Origin of the sequence: Pedobacter sp. PACM 27299 (assembly GCF_001412655.1) — a bacterium.
Taxonomy (GTDB): Bacteria; Bacteroidota; Bacteroidia; order Sphingobacteriales; family Sphingobacteriaceae; genus Pedobacter.
In genome coordinates, this window is record NZ_CP012996.1 from 3,772,161 (window position 1) to 3,794,953 (window position 22,793).

At 40.7% G+C, this 22,793-nt stretch carries 18 protein-coding genes; 3 read left to right on the forward strand and 15 right to left on the reverse strand.

The annotated features are described in order from the left end of the window. Positions 1–2 precede the first annotated feature (2 nt). The 7 genes from AQ505_RS15760 to AQ505_RS15790 all read right to left on the reverse strand — a co-directional run bounded on the left by AQ505_RS15760 (position 3) and on the right by AQ505_RS15790 (position 11,081). Entirely contained in the window at positions 3–2,312 is a 2,310-nt protein-coding gene (locus AQ505_RS15760) for a Gldg family protein (RefSeq protein ID WP_062549056.1), read from the reverse strand. A gap of 14 nt (positions 2,313–2,326) precedes the next feature. Further along, positions 2,327–3,250 carry an ABC transporter ATP-binding protein gene (locus AQ505_RS15765; RefSeq protein WP_062549057.1) on the reverse strand — a complete coding sequence of 308 codons (924 nt, stop codon included), beginning with the start codon at positions 3,248–3,250 and terminating at the stop codon, positions 2,327–2,329. A gap of 63 nt (positions 3,251–3,313) precedes the next feature. Beyond that, positions 3,314–4,072 carry a DUF4397 domain-containing protein gene (locus AQ505_RS15770; RefSeq protein WP_062549058.1) on the reverse strand — a complete coding sequence of 253 codons (759 nt, stop codon included), beginning with the start codon at positions 4,070–4,072 and terminating at the stop codon, positions 3,314–3,316. Positions 4,073–4,090: 18 nt separating this feature from the next. Next, positions 4,091–5,536, reverse strand: a complete 1,446-nt coding sequence (locus tag AQ505_RS15775; RefSeq protein WP_197286192.1) for a RagB/SusD family nutrient uptake outer membrane protein — start codon at positions 5,534–5,536, stop codon at positions 4,091–4,093. An 11-nt stretch (positions 5,537–5,547) separates the two neighbouring features. Next, positions 5,548–9,000 carry a SusC/RagA family TonB-linked outer membrane protein gene (locus AQ505_RS15780; protein ID WP_062549060.1) on the reverse strand — a complete coding sequence of 1,151 codons (3,453 nt, stop codon included), beginning with the start codon at positions 8,998–9,000 and terminating at the stop codon, positions 5,548–5,550. A 190-nt stretch (positions 9,001–9,190) separates the two neighbouring features. Continuing rightward, positions 9,191–10,366, reverse strand: a complete 1,176-nt coding sequence (locus AQ505_RS15785) for a FecR family protein (RefSeq protein ID WP_062549061.1) — start codon at positions 10,364–10,366, stop codon at positions 9,191–9,193. Positions 10,367–10,487: 121 nt separating this feature from the next. Continuing rightward, complete coding sequence (locus tag AQ505_RS15790) at positions 10,488–11,081, reverse strand: RNA polymerase sigma factor (RefSeq protein ID WP_062549062.1); 594 nt, start codon at positions 11,079–11,081, stop codon at positions 10,488–10,490. Between the two features lie 401 nt (positions 11,082–11,482). Between AQ505_RS15790 and AQ505_RS15795 the strand changes: the two genes are divergently transcribed. Continuing rightward, positions 11,483–12,421: a hypothetical protein gene (locus AQ505_RS15795; RefSeq protein WP_157262411.1), complete on the forward strand. Its 939-nt coding sequence runs from the start codon at positions 11,483–11,485 to the stop codon at positions 12,419–12,421. Between the two features lie 125 nt (positions 12,422–12,546). Beyond that, the gene (locus AQ505_RS15800) at positions 12,547–13,152 is read left to right on the forward strand and encodes a DUF6624 domain-containing protein (RefSeq protein ID WP_062549064.1); all 606 of its coding nucleotides are present in this window, start codon (positions 12,547–12,549) and stop codon (positions 13,150–13,152) included. A gap of 55 nt (positions 13,153–13,207) precedes the next feature. On the opposite strand, the gene AQ505_RS15805 is transcribed toward AQ505_RS15800, so the two are convergent. The 8 genes from AQ505_RS15805 to AQ505_RS15840 form a co-directional block, all read right to left on the reverse strand. Continuing rightward, positions 13,208–13,552 carry a response regulator transcription factor gene (locus tag AQ505_RS15805; RefSeq protein ID WP_231634899.1) on the reverse strand — a complete coding sequence of 115 codons (345 nt, stop codon included), beginning with the start codon at positions 13,550–13,552 and terminating at the stop codon, positions 13,208–13,210. Positions 13,553–13,653: 101 nt separating this feature from the next. Beyond that, the gene (locus AQ505_RS15810; protein WP_062549066.1) at positions 13,654–15,471 is read right to left on the reverse strand and encodes a right-handed parallel beta-helix repeat-containing protein; all 1,818 of its coding nucleotides are present in this window, start codon (positions 15,469–15,471) and stop codon (positions 13,654–13,656) included. Between the two features lie 186 nt (positions 15,472–15,657). Beyond that, the gene (locus AQ505_RS15815) at positions 15,658–16,203 is read right to left on the reverse strand and encodes a hypothetical protein (RefSeq protein ID WP_157262413.1); all 546 of its coding nucleotides are present in this window, start codon (positions 16,201–16,203) and stop codon (positions 15,658–15,660) included. A 25-nt stretch (positions 16,204–16,228) separates the two neighbouring features. Continuing rightward, entirely contained in the window at positions 16,229–16,567 is a 339-nt protein-coding gene (locus AQ505_RS15820) for a gamma-glutamylcyclotransferase family protein (protein WP_062551062.1), read from the reverse strand. A gap of 222 nt (positions 16,568–16,789) precedes the next feature. Continuing rightward, positions 16,790–19,246: a multicopper oxidase domain-containing protein gene (locus tag AQ505_RS15825; protein WP_231634900.1), complete on the reverse strand. Its 2,457-nt coding sequence runs from the start codon at positions 19,244–19,246 to the stop codon at positions 16,790–16,792. A gap of 110 nt (positions 19,247–19,356) precedes the next feature. Then, entirely contained in the window at positions 19,357–19,845 is a 489-nt protein-coding gene (locus AQ505_RS15830; protein WP_062549068.1) for a DUF3347 domain-containing protein, read from the reverse strand. Between the two features lie 107 nt (positions 19,846–19,952). Then, on the reverse strand, positions 19,953–20,417 hold the full coding sequence (locus AQ505_RS15835; protein WP_062549069.1) for a hypothetical protein: 465 nt from the start codon (positions 20,415–20,417) through the stop codon (positions 19,953–19,955). 80 nt (positions 20,418–20,497) lie between these two features. After that, the gene (locus tag AQ505_RS15840; RefSeq protein ID WP_062549070.1) at positions 20,498–21,463 is read right to left on the reverse strand and encodes a helix-turn-helix domain-containing protein; all 966 of its coding nucleotides are present in this window, start codon (positions 21,461–21,463) and stop codon (positions 20,498–20,500) included. Positions 21,464–21,583: 120 nt separating this feature from the next. Between AQ505_RS15840 and AQ505_RS15845 the strand changes: the two genes are divergently transcribed. Further along, on the forward strand, positions 21,584–22,735 hold the full coding sequence (locus AQ505_RS15845) for an FAD-dependent oxidoreductase (RefSeq protein ID WP_062549071.1): 1,152 nt from the start codon (positions 21,584–21,586) through the stop codon (positions 22,733–22,735). Positions 22,736–22,793: the final 58 nt, after the last annotated feature.

The window sequence follows — 22,793 nt, forward strand, 5'->3', positions numbered from 1 at the left end:
AATTATTTACGTTTTCTGCGAATCAGCAGCACCATTCCGAACAGGAGTATTGTGCCGGGAATCAGTCCATAATACAATATTTCTAAAGTGCCGACGCCAGTTTTGCTCAGCAGTAATTTATTATCTCTGGATTCTGGACGGGACATATCTATAGGGAATTCCCGGTGGACAAACCAGCTAAAAACACTGACACCAAAACTACCGTTCAGCACCTCTATATTACTCCTGGTCAATTCTTTATTGCTAAAGAAATCAGCATCACCGGCTACTATAATCCGCTGTTCCTTGTTCTTTAATTTCCTGGTCAGCATCAATGCTGTAGGAAAAGTGCCTCTTTGATCGCCATTTCTGGCATCAAACACCAAAGCTGCAGAATCCAGTACAAACTGTCCCTTTTTGATCCAGGCCGTCTTTTCATTGGTCATTAAAAGCGGATGAACGTTAAAAGCTCCGATATGCTGATCGCTTAACGCTGCTGCACCGGGCATCGCTATTTTGGCTTTTTCCTGGTAAGCTTTTTCTAAATCAGGTGCCATGGTGACTGCGGCGGCGGCTAGTGTTGGCGTAACCAATCCATAAGAAAAGTCTGTACTGCTCTGCACAAGCGTTCCTTCCAACATTTTTACGCCCATTGAGTCCAGTAAAGGATTCACTATGGATTGTTTCCCTGGCTCTCCAGCAATCAATAGGTTTCCACCATCTGCTATATATTGCTGTAGTTTGGCTTTTGCAGCCTGACTAAACTGAACTCTGGGATCACCGATTACCAATGCGGCAATGCCGGTTGGAATCTGGCCATTCTCCAAAGAAACACTGTCTATATCAAAACCGAAATTGATCATCGAAGACCTGGCGAATTTATTATTAGCCAACATCTTATAATCCCTGTCGCCCAATTTATCGATGCTCCGCTGATAGCCATCCGTTGCAAAAACAACTTTCGGAGGAGTCACGATTAAACGTTTCATCGCTGCTGCGACTTCAGGCTCTCCCGGCCAGAAAGTAGCATCGTCAAAAGTCCTTAGAAAAGTAGTTTTCCCTTTATATTTAAGCTGAAAAACCAGCCTGTCATTTTCACCGCGCAGGTCTACCTGCTTGCGAATCTCTTCTGGATTTAAAAATCCAGCAGTATCGATTTCGAACGCCTTGGCTCGTTCTGAGAATAATGTTTTTAAGCTTTTCCCCTGATTCATGATATAGAACTGAGGATCGCGATAATCATAATAATAAACCCATTTCAGGTTGATATTAGATTTGAAACGCAGGTAAGGCTCCCAGCGTGCGGTGGCTGGAATACGGCCAACAGGTGCTGCAAAGCTATAAGAACCATGTAAGCCATTCACATAAGCGGTCACTTCCAGTGGCTCCTCGCCCATCTCTTTTAAAATATCCTGAGTGGCTTTAACAATCGTATTTACTTTTGTATAAGTTGCATCATAATAGACAATTGCCGGCTGACGGGAGCTTAGGTAAGCGACCGACAAGCCAACCATCAATACCAGCAGGTATCTGCCCGCATGATAAAGAAAGGGTTTGCTGCCCCTACCCAGCTGTAGTTTTACAATCGTAAAGCCGATAAAAATCCCTGAAACCACAAGGTAATAGATCACATCACGACTGTTCAAAAGACCGGCAACCATACGTTCCGCCCTGCTTGGCATAGAAAGACTGTAAGTCAGGTCGCGCACAAAATCCAGACTTTGTCCGAAATTACCGATGTAATTCATAAAAGCAAGGACAGCAAAAGTACAGATCGCTGCCACCACCTGATAAGTAGTTAAGCTGGACATAAATATCCCGATTGCCGCATAGGCACTCAGCAGTAAAAAAGTAACCAGTAAGGCCACCAATGGGTGCGGATAGTCGAAATTATCAATAAACAAGACCCCGACAATCAGGAATAGCCCCATTAAAGCAATGATCACCATGTTATACACCAGCATGGCGAGAAATTTCCCGTATACTATTTGACTCAGTTTTACCGGCGAAGAATATAGCAATTTGATCGTTCCGCTGCTGGTTTCCCGGCTGATCATTCCCATCGTTACCAGTGGAGTATACAGATACAGGCTGGAAAGAATGCCAAAAAAGATCCCATAAGGAAGATTGCCTACTTTGATGCTGATGGTAAAAAACTTATCCGTCAGGAAAGAAAAAGCAGGAATAAATTGCTGGATATGCTGTATTTCGTCTATTGCAGGAATCAGGTCAAAGCTCATTTGCAGGAACAAGATCATGATGAGCAGCCAGGCTATAGGGGAATAAAATAGCAGGCTCAATTCCAGTCTGGCTATTTGTACTGTTTTTTTCATTTGTGTGGTCGTACTTAATTAGAGAATCTGGACAATTGGGCAAAGGTTTCATCTAATGAACTCTTCTCCATATTCAGTTCACGCAATCGCCATCCTTGCTTTGCACTTTCCAGTACCAGCGTTTCAGAGATGCTGCGATCGCCATTAAAGTAGAGTCTGAGCTGTTTTTCCGTCAGGTATTCTACTCTGGTGATGCCTTCAATGGCCAGCAACGCATCTGCCGGAGGCGCATTTTCCATTAAGGCGATCATGCTGTGCGGCGCTACATAGTTGTCGAAAGCTTCCATGGTATCTGAAAATACAATCCTTCCGCTTTCGATCATGACGATCTGCTTGCACAGGTACTGCACTTCAGTCAGCACATGGGTAGAAAGAATGACTGCACGTTCTGTGGCAATGTCTTTGATCAGTCCGCGGACTTCAATGATCTGATTGGGATCCAATCCATTAGTAGGCTCATCAAATACTACTAATTTTGGATGGTGAATAATCGCCTGAGCAATCCCTACCCTTTGCTTAAAACCGCCGGATAAATTCTTGATCAATCGTTTGCTGATCTGTGTTAATCCGCAGCGTTCTTTCACTTCATCCATGGCAGATTTCAGTTGTTTACTGTCTATCGAACGCAGAATGCCACAATGTCTGAGGTATTCATCAACTGTTAAATCCATATATAAGGGGGGAGTCTGCGGTAAAAATCCGATCTCCTGTTTCGCCCGTTCCGGCTCTCTACTCAGGTCGATCCCATTGATGATCACTTCTCCTGCGGTTTGTGACAGCACGCCGCAAAGGATGTTCATGGTCGTAGATTTACCTGCTCCATTGGAGCCTAACAAGCCTACAATCCCACTCCTTGGGATCTCTATATTGATGTCACGTATAGCCCAGCTGGTACTATAACGATGCGACAAACCGCTAATACGAACGATTGGTTCCATAGTTAAATATTGGATTAAGAAAATGTATTGGAGAGCAGGCTTAAAAAAGCCTGCTTTTGTGTGTTAATAGTTGTCGAACAAAAAGGTTTTTTGTTTCAATAGCTCGGAACTTTCCCCAGGTAAGCCAATCAGGGCAATGGTAAAATTCCTGAATCGCCATTTATTCTCAGAGGGCTTTTCCAGTTCTGTCGTTGTATAGCTGGCAAGAAGCTCCTGTGTGGCCTGGTCCCGGAATTCAAAAGTGTAGTTGCCGGTTTTTAAAGTTGCAGTATAGCTTTTAAAGTTAGTAATTCCTTTGTAAGCCAATCCTTCTACTTCTTTACGTTCCCCATCTTTAATCAGGTATACATTTATGGGTTTACTTCCATAAGAGAGGTTGATAAACCGAATGCCAAATGTGCTGTCGGCTGCTTGATGAACGGGTGGAAGATAGGTGTCCAGCAAATAATCAGGATTTTCCTTTTTGCCTAAAAAATATAGCGTATTGATACTGCCTTTTTTTAATTTAAGCTGGAGGTCAAATAGCGGTTTATCAGGCGACAGGGTATCCGGGTAGCTGTAAATCGCCAGAGGCTGATCTTCTTTGGTAATGGCATATTTACCACCTACATTAAAGACCCCATAATCAAACAGTATAGCGAGGTAATAACGATTTAAAGGTTCAGTTCCTCTAAAGCTAGGCAGCAGCCTTAACTGCCCGGGCATCGCATTAAATAGTGTAAGATGCGTAAGCACAGGAGTTTGTTCTGTTTTTTTACAGGAAACAAATGCAAAGCATAGCAGACTAATAAATAAGATATATTGAAATTTATAAATTTTCATGTGGTTCAATTTAGGTGATTAGTAACCAGGATTTTGAGTCAGGTTATTATTTGACTGGATCTCAGAAACAGGAATCGGATACAGCAGCTGGTAATCTCCTGCCCAGGGTTGTTTAACCGAAATAACAGAGAGCTCATCGTGTGCTTTTCCTGTTCTTTTCAGGTCTAACCAGCGGTGTCCCCATTCTAAGAAAAACTCTGTTCTTCTTTCTTTCTCAATAGCGAGTACTACTGCTGCTTTGGAAAGCCCCATAGGAAGTTCAGTGACACCCGCACGGGCACGAATGACATTTAGATCTTTAATTGCAGGATCCAGCTGTTGGTTTCCAAGGGTGATGGCCTCCGCTCTGATTAAGTATTGTTCGGCCAATCTGAGCATGGTGTAATACTCTGTTATTGGCGCATTCACAGCAGAATTCCCTAATCCTATTTTGTATTTATTCACATAATAAGTGGTAGTACCTGCGATAGCAACCGGCATCAGCCAGGAAGACTTTCTCTGGTCCTGATTTTCGAATACCTGTACCAGCTCATTCGCAACACGGTAGCCGTAATATTGACCAGGTATGACTGCAGGAAAGGCTCTGAAAGCATACCCTTCAGGGGTCGCATTTCCACGAGGACTGATTAAATTACTCTGCTGTAATTGCCAGATGGCTTCCTTATTATTCTTTAAAAAGACCTCATTTAAATCCGGCCTCAATTCGAATAATGCAGATTGATCAATCACTTCTGTTGCTGCTGCAGCTGCATTGGCATAATCTCCTGTATACAGGTAAACCCTGGCCAGCATTGCTGTTGCAGCCCATTTATTGGCACGAATGCGTTCTCCCAGCTGCGATCCTGAAAAATCAGCAGAGAGGTTTGCTTTGGCATCCTGCAAATCTTTAATCACCTGTGCATACACTTCAGCTTTAGGTGTACGGGTCATCTTGGCCGTCTTGTTAAAATCCGCGGAGAGTGCCAATGGTACATCTCCAAAAAGATTCACCAGATAGAAATAGCTGTAGGCTCTTAAGAACTTAGCTTCAGCAGTCAGCTTGATTCTTACCTCCGTGTGTAATTTTGCAGAAGTGGAGGCACTGATCCCTTCAATAATGGCATTAGCATTATAAACATTACTATAAGCACCGACCCATAGTGCACGGGTGGTATAGTCTTCTGTTGGTATTTTATTGCTGTAATATGGATTGGGACTACTGCTGGATAGGCTGAGTTCATCAGCACCCATGCTGCCCAAAGAAGTGGTTAAACCATTTCCAAAATTAAGTGCGCCTTCTTCATTAATCAATTGTGAATAGGCACCAGTCATTGCAGAATTGGCCTGACTGTCATTTTCAAAAACCTTATCTGTGGTAATGGTATTAATGGGATCAGGAATCGCGATCATGTCCTTACAGGAAGCACACAACAGAATGACTGCAGTGAATAAAATATAGCGGTTTAAATTTCTCTTAATTGTCATCTCGATAGGAATTAAAAAGTTACGGAAAGGCCACATAAATAGATTTTGGCTGGTGGAAGCGCTCCAAAAGTCTGTACATCAGGATCAAAACCGGTCACATTGCTGATCACAAATACATTTTGAGCATTCATATAAATCCTCAGCGATTCTGCGCCTAATTTTTTCGCCCAATTTTGATTCAGCGTATAAGAAAGAGCCAGATTAGACAGGCGCACATAAGAAACATTTCTATACCTGCCATCAGAATTCGCAAACTGATTTGTTCCCTCATTAAACATCGTAGTTGCTTTTGGGTACAAGGCATGGTCACCTGGGCCTTTCCAATAATTCCCCATGATCTGTCTGGGTAGATTGCCTAAGTTTCCAGCATATACGTCAGAGTTATAGTTGGGATCAGATCCTATAAAATTATTATAATTGAAGGTGGTACTCAGGCTAAGGTTCTTATAACTAAAATTGCTGGTCAGTCCGCCGGTAAGTTTTGGCGAAAGGTCTAAAGACACGTATTGGTCGCCTTCACCAGCTAAACCATTGGTATTCTGCTCGATATTACCATTCTGATTGTAATCTTCCATCTTGTAAACACCAGTCAGGGGATCTACACCTAAATAGTGGAAAAGATATTTGGTATTGATAGATTTACCTACTTTCAATGTATTTGCAAAAGGGGAATGCGCGATATCCGGATAAGAAACCAGTAGATTCTTGTTTCTGGAAGCAAACAGTGCCACCGACCAGTTAAACTTTTCATTTTTAACCAGATCTGCATTTACTGTTAAATCCCAGCCCCTGTTGTCTACTACTGCTGGCCAGTTGGATACTACACTTGGGAAACCGGTATAAAGCGGCGTAGGGAATTGGGTCAGCTGGTTGTCGCAGCGTTCGCGGTACAGATCAAACTGCACATTAATCCGGTTTTCTAAGAAACCAATTTGCAGCGCCCCTTCCATCTTTTTATTCACCTGCCATTGGTAATTTGGATTTAAAGCCAAAATACTAACGAGAGAACTGGAACCATCATAATCAGGTAAAGCGGTACCATATTGTTTATTTTTAGCCCATTGTGCCAGGTATTTATAATCGCCAATCGCATCACTACCCGTTAAAGCATAACTTCCCCTCAGCTTCAGGAAACTGATAAATTCAGGAAGCGCTTTTCTAATGCCCTTTTCTTCTGTTAAAATCCATGCTGCGCCAATAGAACCGAAATTACCGAACTGGTTGCCTGGACCAAATCTGGAGGATCCATCTCTGCGGAAGTTTAGGTTAAGAATATATTTCTCTTCCCATTTATAATTGATCCTGCCAAATACTGCCGCATATTTATAATAACCAACATCTCCGGTAGGGTTAAAAGTAGCAGGTGCCAGAAAAATTGACTCTATGAAATCATCGCTGTCATAACCAATGCCTGTGATAGAATTGGCTCTTGTTATATTTTTTTGCAAAGATCCCCCTAACAGTAAGGAAAGCTGTCCATTGCTTATTTTCGTCTTGTAATCCAGCTGTGGTTCAACCAGCACATTCATATTGGTATTGCTGCCAAAAAATGACGATCCTGTTGGGTTGGTGATCGGATCCTGTGCCCGAATATAACTCAGGTATTTATTGGTATTGTTGCTGTAATTGTACCCAAAATTGGTGGAAAAATTCAAGTTGTCCAGGATCTCATAACTCAATCGCAGGTTGCTGGTGATCATGTGTGTATCAGAAAAATAGGGATTATCCAATACGCCAAAAGGAAAAGTCACTTTTGAATCTGGAGCGGCTCTCCATGGACCAAAATTAAACAGGCCATCAGGTCCATAAATATCAGGAGCATTGGGAGGCAAAGTCACCATGCTTGGAATACCAGTAGTATTAACAGTCGTATAGGTATACATCCCTCCCAAATCTACTTTAAACTTTCTATCTGCAGTTTTATGTCCTAGGTTAAAGGCTAATCCAGCCCTTTGATTACTGCCTGTGCTGGTCAGGATTTCGGTTTGTTTTCCATAATTAGCCCCAAGGCGAAATTGGGTTTGTACATCTCCACCGGTTAAACTCATGTTCACATTAGACTGTTTCCCAATATTTCCCCAAAGTAATTTTTGCCAGTCGGTCTGTTTATTCTGGTCCCAAAGCACTAGATCAGGTGCATTGCTGATATCAGGAATAATATTGTCATTTTTAAACGCCTCTCTTCTGATTTGCAGGTATTCCGGTGTACTGAGTACATCCCAGTGTTTTGTTACTTCAGAAAAAGCCTGTTCTACGCCTATTGAAAACTTAGTTGCTCCAGGTCTGCCTTTTTTAGTCGTGATCAGGATGACCCCATTCGCTGCCCTTGAACCATAAATCGCGGTCGCATCACCATCTTTCAAGACTTCAATACTTTCAATGTCTTTACTATTGATGTTAAACATCGGACTCTGACCTCCTGTAGGGGAATGAATATTCTGGGTAATTCCAGTAGATCCTGTCTCGTAACTGGACATCCCACCTACTTCCAGGTTATTTTGAGGTACCCCATCAATCACGTACAAAGGATCAGAAACAAAATTAGGGTTAATGGATTTCCTGCCTCTGATTTCTACTTTCACCGGACTGCTTGCATAACCATTTGTAGGCGTTACAATAACGCCGGGAATCCTGCCTTGTAAGGCCAGTAAAGGATTCATCACCGGCTGCTGTTCTAATTCTTTAGAAGTGATTTTTGAGATGTTACCTGTGCTTAAACGGCGGTCTGTGGTACCATAAGCCTGCACCATCACTTCATCCAAAAAGGATACTGATGGCTCCAGCATGATGGTCAGATAAAAGCCTGCAGCTGTTTTCACCACGCTCACATCCTTAGAGAATGAACTCGTATTTGGAGCCATTTTTTCAAATTCTCCCAACCTTACCTGTACGGAATCAAATCCTACAGAACTAAAGGTGATGACGCTATTTTCTTCTAGCTTCGGCAAAAAAAATTCTCCCTTAGCATTAGAACCGACGTTTATTTTTCTATTCTTTACTTTAAGTGTGACGCCGCTTAAAGGTTCATTCGTCTTTTTATTGACGATATTTCCGCGTACTTCTATATCACCTGCAAAAATTGCCGCGACACGATCCAGGATAGTCGGCACTTTTGCCTTCAGTAAAACGGTTTTATTTTCAATTTTATAAGTGATCGGCTGGTCGGTAAAACACTTTTCCAGCACCTCTTCTATCGATGCGTTTCTCACAGAGATAGAGATGGGTTTACTCGACTTGATGAGTGCTTCACTAAAAAGGAAGTCGTAACCACTTTGCGACCGAATGTCCTTTAACACCTTCTCCAACTGGGTATTTTTCGTATTCAGGGTAATGCGCTGAGCGAAACTGCTTGCACTTACCTGCATCATTGTAGCTATTAAAATAACGGTGGTGAATCGTATCATTAATAAAATCTTATTCGCATACTTTTTCAGTACGGATTTGTTCGTATAGGTTTTATACATTTCATCTGGTTTAGGACAAATTCTTAGCGGCCGATGAAACCGTAACATTGTATTAACTCACAATATTTGCTAAGTTTGTTTGTCTGGTTTAGGTTGATAGGATCTCAAATTTTTATGAACGTATCCAGCATCGGTCAGGAGTGTTTCCAGCACTTCTGACCTCTTTTTTGGATTACGTTTGGAATAGTATCTATTTCTTAACGATAATCCTCCTTCCTTCAATTTTAAAGTGGACATTCCCTGTATAGTCTAGCATATTCAGTAATTCAGAGACATTTTTATCCCTGGAAATCTCGCCTTTAAATTTAAAATCAGGATCTGGCTGGCTTTCATAAACCACTTCCACATCGTACCATCTGGAAACTTTAGTCATGATAGACTGTAGGTTTTCATTGAATTTAAAATAACCATTTTTCCAGGCCAGTACATCTTCCAAGTCTACATCATTGATCACCTTCATATTTCCCGGAGAAACCTGTGCCTGCTCGCCAGGTTTGAGAATCAAAAATTCGATCCCTTTAGCTGCATTGCCTGCATTGGCAGAAACTTTCACACTTCCGGATAGCAAAGTGGTTTTTACGGTTTTCTCATCGTCGTAAGACATGATGTTAAAATGTGTCCCCAATACTTCCACTGTCTGCCCTTTTGCCAGGACACGGAATGGAGATTTTTTATTGTGGAAGATTTCGAAATAGGCCTCTCCTTTTAATTCTACTTTTCTTTCTTTAGCGGCAAAACTTACAGGGTACTTTAAACTGGAAGAAGCATTTAAAAATACTTTTGAGCCGTCTGGCAGAATCACCTGCCACTGGCCGCCGCGCGGTGCTTCGATGGTATTGTATTCCGAACTGCTTTTTCTGGAAGCATTTGGAGCAATCTGGTAGATCAATTGTCCGTTTGCCGTTTTACTGATGGTTACCCCCTCCTGCTGTGCCAACTGTCCATTTAGCGCATCAGTCAGGCTAATTTTCCGTCCGTCAGAAAGGGTCAGCACCGCTTTATTTTTACCAGGATGAATGTCATTTTTAACAATCTGAGGCCCAGCAGCATTTTCATCATTGCCATAGAACCATATTGCCGTCATCGAAATCAGTACTACAGCAGCGGCAGCGGCTATACTATAACGCCAGATTGATTTTCTTGAAGGGGGGAAACCGACAGTGCGTTCAATTATAGGGCGTTCAATTTGCTGGTCAATATTTAGCCACATCTGTTGTTTTACCTTCAGATAGTCCAGGTCTTCAGGCTGCTGCTGCTGGAGCTCAGATTGCTGAACAAACCAGTTTTCGACCAGGCGTATTTCTTCCTTTAAGGCAATGCCTTCATTATACTTCCTGATCAATTCTATTACCTGTTCGTTATTCATCTACATGTATCAGTTTTATCCCTGATTTATAGTAATAGCCATGAAAAGCCCTCAGGGAGTAGATGGAAATGACAAAAAATAGAAAATAATTGTAATTAGCTGATTTTCAGTGTTAAATATTTCAGTTTCTTTTGGAAAGTTCAATAATAATTAGTCCGACTGGGGCATAAACGGCTAGTTTTGAACGAAGGATTTTCAAGGCATTGTTCACTTGCTTTTTTACAGTTTGATCAGAAAGACCTAGTTTATCGGCAATTTCTGCATGGGAAAGGTTGTCCTTACGGCTCATTTCAAAGATGATCCTCATTTTAGGAGGTAAATTGTCAATCTCGCGCTGTACAATGATTTTCAGTTCACGCTCATCAATGTCCTGGATTGTTTCCATGCTCACTTCTGAAGCATATTTAGCCAAAGAAGCAATGTGATCGTTTTTAAGCTTGTTGCGCTTTATGAATTTTAAGACGCGGTTTCTGGCACCGATGTAAAGGTATCCGGCAATGTTATTGTCTTCCTGAACAAGTTCCGGTTTATCCCATAGGCCCACGAATAAATCCTGTACCAGGTCTTTGGATGGCTCCTCGTCCCTTAACATCTGATTTACCTTGTAAAACATCAGCACTGCATATCTATTGTAGATTTCTGCAAAGGCCTCATGGTTCCTGTCTTTTAAAAGACGGACCAATTCAGAATCCGTAAATTCAGAATACATTTTCATTATAACCGATATTCCATGCCCCCCAGCATTTTAAAAAGAATAAAACAAGATTTGAGAATTAAGGGGAAGTTCTTAGCAATTAGCTAACCGTATCATTATCCCCTCTTAACAAACGTACATAAATATTTTTTACGATCACAACTGAATTTGATTTGAGCTGATAGTCCAAACCTCAGGATTTCCTCCAATAAAGAGTCGAAATAAGGCCGGATTTAAAGGTTAAAAGCACATATAAATTAAAATTGACTTATAAATTTAATTATGATTAGCTTAGAAAAATATATCTGAAAGAAATCAATAAAACAACTTGATTTATTTAAAAATATTAAAATGACATTTACCCTCACTCAAAGTCATATATAGATTAATTATCCTGAACAGAAAACACAAATACAAACCTTATGCGATGTAGTATTATTTTAATGATTTCCATTGGCCTGCTGCTTTCCTCCTGTGCTAAAAAAGACCCTTTTGGTCCCCTTTACCCTAAAAGAGACAAATGGGAACTCCCCTCTTTAAAAGATAGCACAGGTAAATCCTATACTTTTGCTTCGACCTACGACGGCAAACTTGAACTTCGGGTACGGAAGCCTGATGGTTCTCTTTTACTTGCTCATGTCTATGAAAACATGGATTCCCGTCCATTGATAAAAGCTGATATCCGTTTTAAGCTGACTGCTCCAAAAAAGCATATTGACATCAATATGGCAACCATATCTGCTAGTATCGGTTCTAGTCCCATCAAGCTCCTGCAAATCCTATCCAATGTAAACCTGCAAATCCAGCAAGTATACACCAAAGTATACCCTATTTCCTCTTACGGTGATTTAGGTTATAATGATTACGAAGGAGCAGTGGTCCAATGGGACAAGGGTTCTATCTTAGTACGGGAAGCTACACAAGGAGAACTGATGGGTATGGAGCATTTTCTAACAGCAAGAGGCACACGCCTGGTGTGTTACAATAACGATTTTTCCCCAAGGTTCGTCAAAAAAATTAACCTCAACACGGCATACTATCCTTACAACTACCAGGAATATATACCACTGAACAATACCGAATATTTAAGTTTTGATATCGCTGCAGGAATCATCCGCAGAGCCTTCCTAAGCACCAGTACAGATGACCCATACAATTGGGACCGACCATATAAATGGGAACTTGACTTGAGTAAAGTGGAGCGACTGCCCTCTGGATATAAGGTGAAAATTGAGGACTACAGTCTTACCGCTGACCAGATGGAAGTAAAATATTCCACATTTGATCGGGATGGGAAACTGGTAAAAACAATAACACATCATTGGGAAGTGTTAAATGGCATGCCTACCGATAGATTTTAATCACTTTCCAAAATCTAGTTCTTATATTGAACACAGATCATTCAATCCATCACATGAAAACAACGTTATTGTTATTTGCACTAGTTCTGATCAGTCATAATTGCTTCTCTCAAAAGCAAATTAACATGGAACTAAAGAAAGAACTCGATGCTATTCTACTAAGAGATCAAGCAATCAGGGAATTTTTTGATACCGAAGTCACCGAAAAGAGAAAAGATACACTTGCCCAGCTATTAAATTATCCAAAGGCAGCCATAAGATGGAATATGATGGATGAAATTGATTCTGTCAATCTCGTAAGCGTGGAGCAGATCATTTCAAAGTATGGTTATCCAGGGAAAACTATGGTAGGAGAACCAGCAAATACCGCTGTATTTTATGTGATCCAGCATGCTCCAAGTAAAATATCGACGTATTATCCATTAATTGAACAGGCTGGTAAAACTGGGGAACTCCCCTTTAAATATGCAGCTATGATGCTCGACAGAAAGCTGAACAATGAAAAGAAAGAGCAGGTATATGGTACGCAGGTATTCATGTACATGATCAACAATCCAAAAACGGGCAAGAAAGAACCTTTCGAATATGTGGTGCCCATACAAGATGCTAAAAATGTCAACAAAAGGCGCAAAGCAGCAGGTTTTGACACCACCGTTGAAGAGAATGCATTGAAGTTTGGCATCACCTATAAAGCCTATACGCTAGAGGAAATTGCGCAAATTATAAAATGATCAGCGATCGGTACCTTGATCTATTACTTACATTTAGAAAATCCATTGCATACGTTTAGAATTTATACAAGCCGTTCTTAATTGCATACAGCAGGAACCTGGTTCGCGATTTAAGACTGAGTTTTTGAAATAAAGAATCCCTGTAATTATCAACTGTTCTGGGGCTCACAAACATTTTATATGCAATCTCCTTATCAGTTAACTCCGTACAGCAATGCACCATAAATTCAAGTTCCCTTTCAGTAAAGGAGATTTCAGGATTAGAATTAAATGACCTCATCAGTTTACCTGAAACCAGATCGTTCAAATAAACGCCTTTTTCGTTGACTATTTTAATCGCATTCCGCAAATCGGAAGGTTTTGATTCTTTGATGTAAATCACTAAAAAGAGAGGTACCAATAAAAGGATAGAGGTTAATATGCCACCTTAACTATTAAACGCAGCTCATCATAATATCTATGATCAGCTGCGTTAATGGTTACTGAGCCTCGAAGTATGACTTACTTGGTCAGCAAATCAGTCACTTTTCCATCCACCTTATTATTGCTTAACTCCGCTCCGATTACCCTTTCAAAAAGCACTCGCTTTTTATTGGAATGGAAGGCTGGGTAGGCGGTATTGGTCGTAATGTTATTATTTTTAAAAGTGATGCCATCTACCGATTTCGCATACAATACAGGTTGGTCAAAAGTATCAAACTTGTTGTTTTCTATCTTGATACCAGAATGAAAGTATTTCTTTTGATTTTTAAGATCTAGGATCTCCGGATAAATCGAAATGACCGCATTGGTAAATTGATACATACTAGTCAAAGCATTGATAAATGTATTGTTACGAATGGTAATATCTCTGCAAGATCCGGTTTCATACCAGCCATTGCTGTCGCCGCAAAGTACGATCGCACTACCCGAAGTATGGTCAAATAAATTGTCTGCTACCAGTGTTGGTTTTGGTGTACTAAACAACGCCCCTCTTGCCCTGTTGTTGCGGATGGTATTGCCCGTAAAAACTACCGATGGTGTCCATGATAAATTTTCAATGCCTACATCTGTTTTCGACGGGTCAATCTCCTTGTCCAGCGCATTGGTAAACTCAATCTTAAACTCTTTAATCGGATCCTGCGGATTAGCTCTTAATGGGGTAATTGAAGCAATAGTATTCTTTGCATCCCATAGATCCATCGTTTTAGATTGAATGAATTGAACCGTATCCTGTACAATGCCCCAGTCGAAACCAAAAGATTGTCCTTCCATATACCTGCCGATCAAGGTATGATCATCCAATCTTTTCATCATTTTCAGATAGGTACCATGAATATTGATTGCATCATCCATCATCCCTTCATACATGCCATTTTTCGACACAATTGCTCCTTTGCATCCAGAAAAGTGGGTAGCATCAGCTTGCGTAGTAAAATATCTAGGGTCGTTTTTACCCCTTAAGCATACACCGAAACCATCCATATAAATATTTTCAGTAAGCTGTGCCAAAAGGCCCATACCCTCTGCATAATGTACTTTCACATTTTCCAAACGGATGTCTTTGCCTTTATGTACAAAAATACCGGGATTAGGACGACCCCAGCCTCTCATTGCAATGACTGTTCCAGGGATCAGCTTTTTGTTCTTCCAGTGGTACGCTTTAATCTTTCCCGGAGAAAGCTCAGCTACACCTTTAGTGCCGACTCTAATGTCGCCACTATCAAAAATAATATGTTTAGTACCGTTTTCGAAGGCGATACCCGAGTTGGGCTGCAGCTCCCAGTCTTCGCCCAAATTGTAGAAAGTGCTGTCTTTTATTTTATATTTTACCCAAGGAGCAGTTTCAAAAGTGATGCTTCCTGCTGCTGCATCGTTTGCAATGATCTTTACCTGGGTAATTTGTGGTTTTTCAAAATCTATGCTCAGGTTCTTGATCTTTACATTGCTGCTTTCAATTAAGGCTAAAGGCAGCATACGCCCATGGAACATCAAATCAGCACCATTGCCATCCAGCGTAATGTTTTTGAATTTATCTAGTTCAATACCTACAGTCTTTGGATTAACCTGATCATGGTTCGAGATATAGTATTCTCTTATTACTGCTCCTTCAGGATAAAACTGGTACTTTCCCTTTTGAAACTGAATAACAACAGCTTCCTGATCAGTAGTTTTACGTTTAATCTCATTCAGTAATTTCCCTAATAAAGGGCTGATGTTTTCTCCAGTGTTGGGTTTTATACCATAAGCAGATAGCTTATACACTTTGGTGGTAGTTTGCGCGGTTAATGGACGTACTAAGCTAAAAGTTAATAAGACCAGTAAAATAGTTTTCTTCAAGTGGTTAGGTTAAATTGTGTTTATGATATATTAGAATTCTAAAACTACGATTTTACCTATAAAAAAATGGCCTTAAAATTAATATCATCAGCACTAGCTTATGGTTGCCAACGCTTAATCCTTGAGCCCATAAAAGCAGCTGATTCCAGCAAAGCATTTGATCATGGGACAAGCTATAAAAAATTGCTAGAAAGAAATTGTTCCACCTTCAAAAGGTACCGGCAGGTAGAAACGTCCGGTACTTAAATTCTGAATCTTAAGTATCTTTTTTGCGGTTTTATCCAGGAAAACCTTAAAATAAAGCTTATCCGTAGACTGAGCACTTTCTAATACCAGAATTGATTTTCCCTTCTGCTGACTAATGGCATAACTATTCAAATCTAGGGAAAAGCTATAGAAATTCCGCCTTATATCGTAATCTGTATCCAGGTTCCTTTGAAGAGTAATGGTATCAATAGCCATCGCCTTACGTATCGACGCTCCCCCTTCAAACTCGATCAATTCACGAAATACATCGTTCTTTTTAAGCAGCGTATCCATATTTAGCTGCCAGGAAAAACTTAAGGGTGATTCCTGAGCAGCTTGATCAATAAGCTTTAAAATAGGCGAGGCATCCAGCAAAAGCTTCCGTTTTTCAGCGGGTGTTTTTCTAATTTCAGGAGGAAGAAACATACCCTTTGATTTAACCTGAGCATGAGCTATCCCGAAAACAGCCAGAAATATAGTCGGCATAAAAATCGCCGAAATAAATCTTAACCTACGCATTGATGTAAACCCAGGCTTTTTTTCCTGATGCTAATAATACCTCTACCCTTTTATAGTCCTCCACTTCATACTCATCTGTTCGTTTAAGGTCGGCTGCAGTAATTTCAAAAACCATTCCATCAACAGTATCTGTACTCTTGCCCGTATATTTAACCATCGGATGCTGTGAAGCGCCGCTTAAGGCAATGACAGCAGGATCAGTAATTTCAATCATAGACAGGGCATAACCAGTTAAATGGTCTAATTCGCCTTTCAGCGTTCTGCCGTAGTTTTCTATCTGCACGTCCTTGTGCTGGAGTGTTCCGTAAGAGAATAAGTTTTCAGTAGTCATAATGAACCTTAAAATTGAGGTATATACCTCAAAGATGTAAATAATATTTGGCAGGGAAACACAGCTGATCACAAGAATTGAACGCTATTGATATTAAATCAATACTATATGATTAAATAAAGACCACTTTTCCTTTACAATTAAGCGCAAATCCAGGACAAATTCCATCAAGGATTGATCAGTGATTATTTTATCAAAATGACCCCATAAATTTGCTCCAGTTTAATAGTTAAAAGTAAGTCCGGCACCATAACCCATATCGCTATCGTAATGAGTAGATAAACCCAGGTATTTAGTCACAATGTATCTAAATCCTGCCATGTACTCCTTATCTGTATTGACCATAAATTGAAAACGCAGTCGTTTTGAAATCGGAATATCTTCTCTCATCAACTGGAATCTAACATTTCCCTTATGGTCTACTGCGGCGTCTGCAACGACCAACATCGGCAACGTATACTGAAGCCCTATATGAAATACATGTCTGAGGTTTTTCGTATTGCCTTGTCCAAAAAGGTTATTGCCAGGGTCCAATGATTGTCCAAAAATATTCTTGTCCATCAGATCTACCGTTCTTTTACGAAAATCCCAGCCCACATAAGGAAATAACCATTGGTTTCTGCCAATGTACCGTCCAAAATGACTTTCTGATTCGTACCCCATTTTTCCATCAAATCCCACACGCCATTCCGTAGTAAAACGATAACGCGTATTGGACAGCATGATCTCTCCATCAGAACCATTACTTTCAATTCCAATTCTAGCCATCGGGTGAAACATTCTGTCGTCTGCTTTAAGCATTTTATAAGCATGTTCCGGGTTAGGTAATTCTGGATTTGGCGGCGAGTTCTCATAACTAAACACCCTCCCCATACCACTCATCATGTGGTACAAAATATGGCAATGGAAAAACCAGTCCCCGCCAGCTGCTGTCGCCGCAAATTCTATGGTATCTCTTTCCATCGGCATAATATCCAGGACATTTTTCATAGGTGCATTTTCTCCTTGTCCATTCAACACCCTGAAATCATGACCATGCAAGTGCATCGGGTGACGCATCATACTGTTATTGAAAAGAATAATCCTTACATTTTCTCCCTTCTTAATTAGGATTTTATCGGTTTCTGATACCGTTTTATTGTCTAAACTCCAAACATAGCGGTTCATGTTTCCCGTAAGGTCAAACTTTAGCTCCTTCCATGATCCTTCAGGTAAAGTGGTCTTATTAGGATCGCGAAGCATACCATAGTTTAAAGTCACTATATCCTCTGGATCATCAGCCATATTCATTCCTGCCATGCTTTTATCGTTGGGCTGCTGCATACGGGGCATACTTTTGTCATTCGACAGCCGCATTCCTGTGTTTTTAGCTTTCGGTTTTGGATTTTCTTCACCTGACACCTCCGGATACATCACCGTATTCATATCCATCTCCTGATTCTGCATTTTCATCCCCTCCATCTCCACCATATTTCCCCGCATATCCATCATATCGTTCATCATCTTCATTCCGGCAAAGTATTTCAGCTTCGGTAATTTTGCAGCAGGTACCTTTTCTCCCTGACCAAACCACATAGAGGCTGATTTGGTGCGGTCTTCTGGTGTGACTAGAAATTCATAATTTTTATTTTCCGGAATGGTAATGACGACATCATAAGTTTCAGATGCGGCGATGATTAACCGGTCCACTTCTACCGGTTCTACATCGTTTCCATCGGTAGCGACTACGGTTATTTTACCACCGGAATACGTCAGCCAGAAATAATCAGATGCTCCTCCATTGGCTATTCGTAAACGAACTTTGTCTCCCGCTTTAAACTGAGGATGAAGATCCTGGTTTTTACCGTTGATCAGAAAAGCATCGTAATACACGTCGCTCACATCCATTGCAGTCATCCGCTTCCATTCGTTGCTGAGCTTGGTTTTGAAATGACCAGATCTGATAGCCTCCGAATAACTTTGAGTGGTGCCTTTTTGTATCGCAAACCAATCGTTCGCATTTTTCAAACTACGATGGACTTCCTCAGCTTTCATATTTGTCCACTCACTCAATACGACTGGAATAGTTGGGATGTCCCACTCTTTCCTTTTGTTTATAATGAAGGCCCCATACATCCCAATTTGTTCCTGGAATCCGCTATGGCTATGGTACCAATGTGTCCCATGCTGAATGATAGGGAATTTATACACATAGGTGGAATGCGGTTTAATTGGCATTTGCGTCAGAAAGGGCACACCATCCATTTGATTTGGTAAAAATAGCCCATGCCAGTGCAGCGAAGTCTCTTCATTTAACCTGTTATGGACATAAATCATGGCGGTATCACCTTCGGTAAAGGTAAGTGTTGGCATTGGAATTTGTCCGTTTACAGCGATGGCACGCTTTGTTTTCTTGCCATAAGTTACTGTAGTATCTGCAACATAAAGATCATATCGTACGGTACGGGCTGCCTGCTGATTTACAATGGTTTTAATCAGCCCTAAATTAGCTTTCGCTATTTTGATGTTTTCCATTGTCGGGTTATGGTCCTTCATCTGCATCTCCTCCTTATCTTTGGAAGGATCCTTCATGGGCATGTCCATCTTATGATGTGCTGGCATTTTCATTTCTTTCCTCTCCTGAGCAGCAGCGACAGCAGTATAGAAGATCAATAAAATGACCCTGAATATGTTTTTCATTTCCTTGATAATTAAGCCTTAGTTTAACAATGTAACCTGCCCATTTATTACCTAAAGGCAGGTTACAGAAATTATTGATGAAAAGAAAAACTCATCACCAAATTGCAGTATTAATTTAAAGTTTCCTTTACTGCTCCACAGGTTAACATCTGCTTTCCATAGTAAGGGTTTTTTATCTCGGCTTTATCAGACAGCCAATAGCTCTTTTTCATCGGGCAATAGTCGTAATAAATGGACCCGCTGCTCAGCTTTACAGCTTTGGCCAGCTTAAAAATATTGGTCGAAAAATCAGCGAAATGATCACGTTGATGGGCAATATCTTTAGTATCCGAAATGTGTTCTGCATCTAATGCCAGTTTTTCCTGAAGGCCTGTAAAAACCGTCCTTTCCGATGGAGTCATTGATTTCGTATCTATGCCTGTCAATGCTTTAGAGAATTCGGTCGCTTTTAATGCCGCTGTTGCAGCATCAGAGTTTACTAACGCATTTTTGATGTCATAGTAAGCCGTTAATAAGGATGGTGTTTGGCTGCTTTGAGCAAAACTAGGATTGATCCATGCAGCTGCAATTAAAACAACCGCTAAAAATATCTTTTTCATAATGTAATTTTTTAATGTTTATACTTATTCCGGGTCATAGCAAAAGCTATAAGCACGTTTTTTTTTAACCTGACAGTAAATTAGTCAGGTGGAAAAATCATTAAATCTTATATCTGAAAACTTTGAATAATTATACGGATGTCTGAATTAGGCGGTCTTTCTCTATGGTTTACCTCAGCATTTTGATCTAGTTCAACAATACTTACAGGAACGAATAGATCATAAGTGTTAGCTGACAGTAACACCACAGGCATCAGCACTGGCAGCTTGCTGATTTCAGGAATTAATTTGCTTTGAGTCAGCAAATCATTGACTAAAATCTTACAGCAAAGATCTTCATTTGAAAAGCTCAGACCTGATGCAGTATTGGTTTTATGCTCATGACGGTGTTCCTGACTTTTTGGATGATATTGCTTATCATGGCCCACATGATGATGCTCCTTCATCTGGGCCGACAGCTCATGAGCCTGGTGATCCTTATGCTGGTTCGCTTCCATTCCGAGTGCACAGCCAAAACCCACAAGCGTATTGAGCAGGAATATCACCAATAGAAAGATAGCTTTACTTTTCATTTCAATACAAATCTAGTATAAAGGTGCAAAAACACTTTTACACAATTCCGTGTTTTTTTTATATCTCATTGGTAGCTATACTATTGTATCATCGCATACTTTTTAGGTTTATAACCCTTGTGTTTTTCGAAAATCCTGCTGAAATGGCTTAAGTTCGTAAACCCCATTTGGTACCCCGCTGCTGATACGGAAAGTCCCTCCTCCCTGATCAGGTTTGCAGCTTCGTTGATTCTTAATACCTGATAATAATTATAGATGCTGCTGCCAAAAATCTGTTTGAATAATTTGTTCAATTTACTTTCACTCATATTTACAGATACAGCAAGATCCGCCAGCAAAGGCGGTACACTCAAATCAGCCATGATCTTTTCCCTGATCTCGTACATTAACTTGGCATCGGCACTATTGATTGGATAAGTAGTTGCCTTCTTCCGTTTCAGCAACTCCATAAAAAAAAGATAAATCAATTCTTCAGACTTTAGTCTGAGGAAGAAATCTCCCAGTTGTTCCTTACCCTTCCGTTCCATTATTTCTTTGGCTGCCGCTTCCATTTCAACTGAAATAATTTCATCATACAAATAGGCTTGATGCCTTGAAAAAATCATTTGTAACACCTCATGGTCTTCTTCTTTATGCAGCAATTCCTTTAAGAATTCCGCTTGAACAGAAATGATCAGGGCATTAACCGGGCTTCCCGCAGGTACAAAAATTTCCAGATCCATCTCAGCAGAACAAACTTGTACCGAAGGAATCAATCTCAGCAGCTTTTCTTGATGGCCAGCATACTTCATGATGTTGCGAAAACTGAACGTAATCTCCTGAGATGCTATTATAGTGTCAGCCCCTATTCTTTTGAGCAGGAAATCACTTTTTAATTCGTAATGCTGAATTAAAATAGATAAAGGTCCAAGAAAAGCAGTGCGGATAAAACCATCCCCTACGGCTTCAGGCAGGACAAATAGGCCATCATTTACCTCGCTTTTCAGCGTACTGGCAAAACCTTCCATCAAATCCTGGCCTGATCCTGTATATTCTAAAGGCATCATTGAATTCTAGATAAAAATACAATATAGGACTATTTTTAAAGTATTACAGGCTATTTTCAACCTATTACAATCCACACCTTTGTCTTACAAATTTTGATTTACCTATTTATTTAAGAAAACATGAAAACAACATTAATAAAGGATAAAAGAATTGCGATCATCGGGGCTGGTCCCGTAGGATTGGTCACCGCAAGACTCTTACAGATGCGTGGTGCTCAGGTGACCGTTTACGAGCGAGATAAAAACAAAGATACCCGCATCAGTGGCGGAACCTTAGATCTACACCATGATAGTGGTCAGCTCGCACTGAAAGAAGCAGGTTTACTGGAATCTTACTTCAGCAATTCCAGGGCAGTTTCAGAGCGTCGATATGACCAGTTTGGCGAATTGCGTGAGGAAGAACTTCCCAGCCCGGCCACAAAATTTATGCGTCCTGAAATAGACCGCAGAGATCTGCGAAAAATCGTTCTGGATGTACTTCATCCACACACCGTCATCTGGAATAAACAATTTAGCGGAATCAGCAGCTTAAAAGATGGCTATGAACTATCCTTTAAAGATGGAAGTACCATTACCGCAGACCTGGTTATTGCAGCAGATGGAGGGAATTCCAAGTTACGTTCCAGCCTCACCGATGTGATTAAAGTATACACCGGGATCACGATCATTCAGGGAGATATCCAAGCGTCTGAAACCTTAGCCGCAGTCATCAATACCATGACAAATAAAGGAAACCTGATGGCTTTGGCTGAGGAAAAAATGATCTTTGTCCAAACCCGAAGAAATGGGAGTTTGAACTATTACATTTCCTTCCGTCAACCAGAAAATTGGCTAGAAAACACAGGATTGGACCTTAAAAACCTCCCGGAAATGGCTGCTTATCTGCATGATGTTTTTCGGAACTGGCATCCGGCATACCATCAGCTTTTTAAAGCGAGCAATGAATATCAAGTCTTGCCAATGTACACTTTACCAGTTGAAAAAGCCTGGGATCGTTTTGAACCCATTGCATTAGTAGGCGATGCCGCACACCTCATGCCTCCTTTTGCCGGAGTGGGCGTCAACATTGGATTATTGGATGCACTGAACCTGGTGAATAACCTGACCAGCGAAAAATTTCCGACCATAGCCGCAGCCATCCAGGATTATGCATCCAAAATGTTTATCTATGCCGCAGCTGCGCAGGCCGATACGCTGGAAGCAGAAACCGGCATCCATCATTCCGACGCTATTAATCAGAATAAACCAACTGGCCGGAACAAGGAATATTAACAAGCCGACGAAAGCGCGTTTCGAAGCAAATGAGTCTACAGAAGCCCTTTAAACCTAG

Bases quoted from the DNA above. Each gene is read 5' to 3' on its own strand.
- AQ505_RS15760 (WP_062549056.1), bottom strand. From the start codon at position 2,312: ATGAAAAAAACAGTACAAATAGCCAGACTGGAATTGAGCCTGCTATTT.
- AQ505_RS15765 (WP_062549057.1), bottom strand. From the start codon at position 3,250: ATGGAACCAATCGTTCGTATTAGCGGTTTGTCGCATCGTTATAGTACC.
- AQ505_RS15770 (WP_062549058.1), bottom strand. From the start codon at position 4,072: ATGAAAATTTATAAATTTCAATATATCTTATTTATTAGTCTGCTATGC.
- AQ505_RS15775 (WP_197286192.1), bottom strand. From the start codon at position 5,536: ATGACAATTAAGAGAAATTTAAACCGCTATATTTTATTCACTGCAGTC.
- AQ505_RS15780 (WP_062549060.1), bottom strand. From the start codon at position 9,000: ATGTATAAAACCTATACGAACAAATCCGTACTGAAAAAGTATGCGAAT.
- AQ505_RS15785 (WP_062549061.1), bottom strand. From the start codon at position 10,366: ATGAATAACGAACAGGTAATAGAATTGATCAGGAAGTATAATGAAGGC.
- AQ505_RS15790 (WP_062549062.1), bottom strand. From the start codon at position 11,081: ATGAAAATGTATTCTGAATTTACGGATTCTGAATTGGTCCGTCTTTTA.
- AQ505_RS15795 (WP_157262411.1), top strand. From the start codon at position 11,483: ATGCGATGTAGTATTATTTTAATGATTTCCATTGGCCTGCTGCTTTCC.
- AQ505_RS15800 (WP_062549064.1), top strand. From the start codon at position 12,547: ATGGAACTAAAGAAAGAACTCGATGCTATTCTACTAAGAGATCAAGCA.
- AQ505_RS15815 (WP_157262413.1), bottom strand. From the start codon at position 16,203: ATGCCGACTATATTTCTGGCTGTTTTCGGGATAGCTCATGCTCAGGTT.
- AQ505_RS15820 (WP_062551062.1), bottom strand. From the start codon at position 16,567: ATGACTACTGAAAACTTATTCTCTTACGGAACACTCCAGCACAAGGAC.
- AQ505_RS15825 (WP_231634900.1), bottom strand. From the start codon at position 19,246: ATGAAAAACATATTCAGGGTCATTTTATTGATCTTCTATACTGCTGTC.
- AQ505_RS15830 (WP_062549068.1), bottom strand. From the start codon at position 19,845: ATGAAAAAGATATTTTTAGCGGTTGTTTTAATTGCAGCTGCATGGATC.
- AQ505_RS15835 (WP_062549069.1), bottom strand. From the start codon at position 20,417: ATGAAAAGTAAAGCTATCTTTCTATTGGTGATATTCCTGCTCAATACG.
- AQ505_RS15840 (WP_062549070.1), bottom strand. From the start codon at position 21,463: ATGATGCCTTTAGAATATACAGGATCAGGCCAGGATTTGATGGAAGGT.
- AQ505_RS15845 (WP_062549071.1), top strand. From the start codon at position 21,584: ATGAAAACAACATTAATAAAGGATAAAAGAATTGCGATCATCGGGGCT.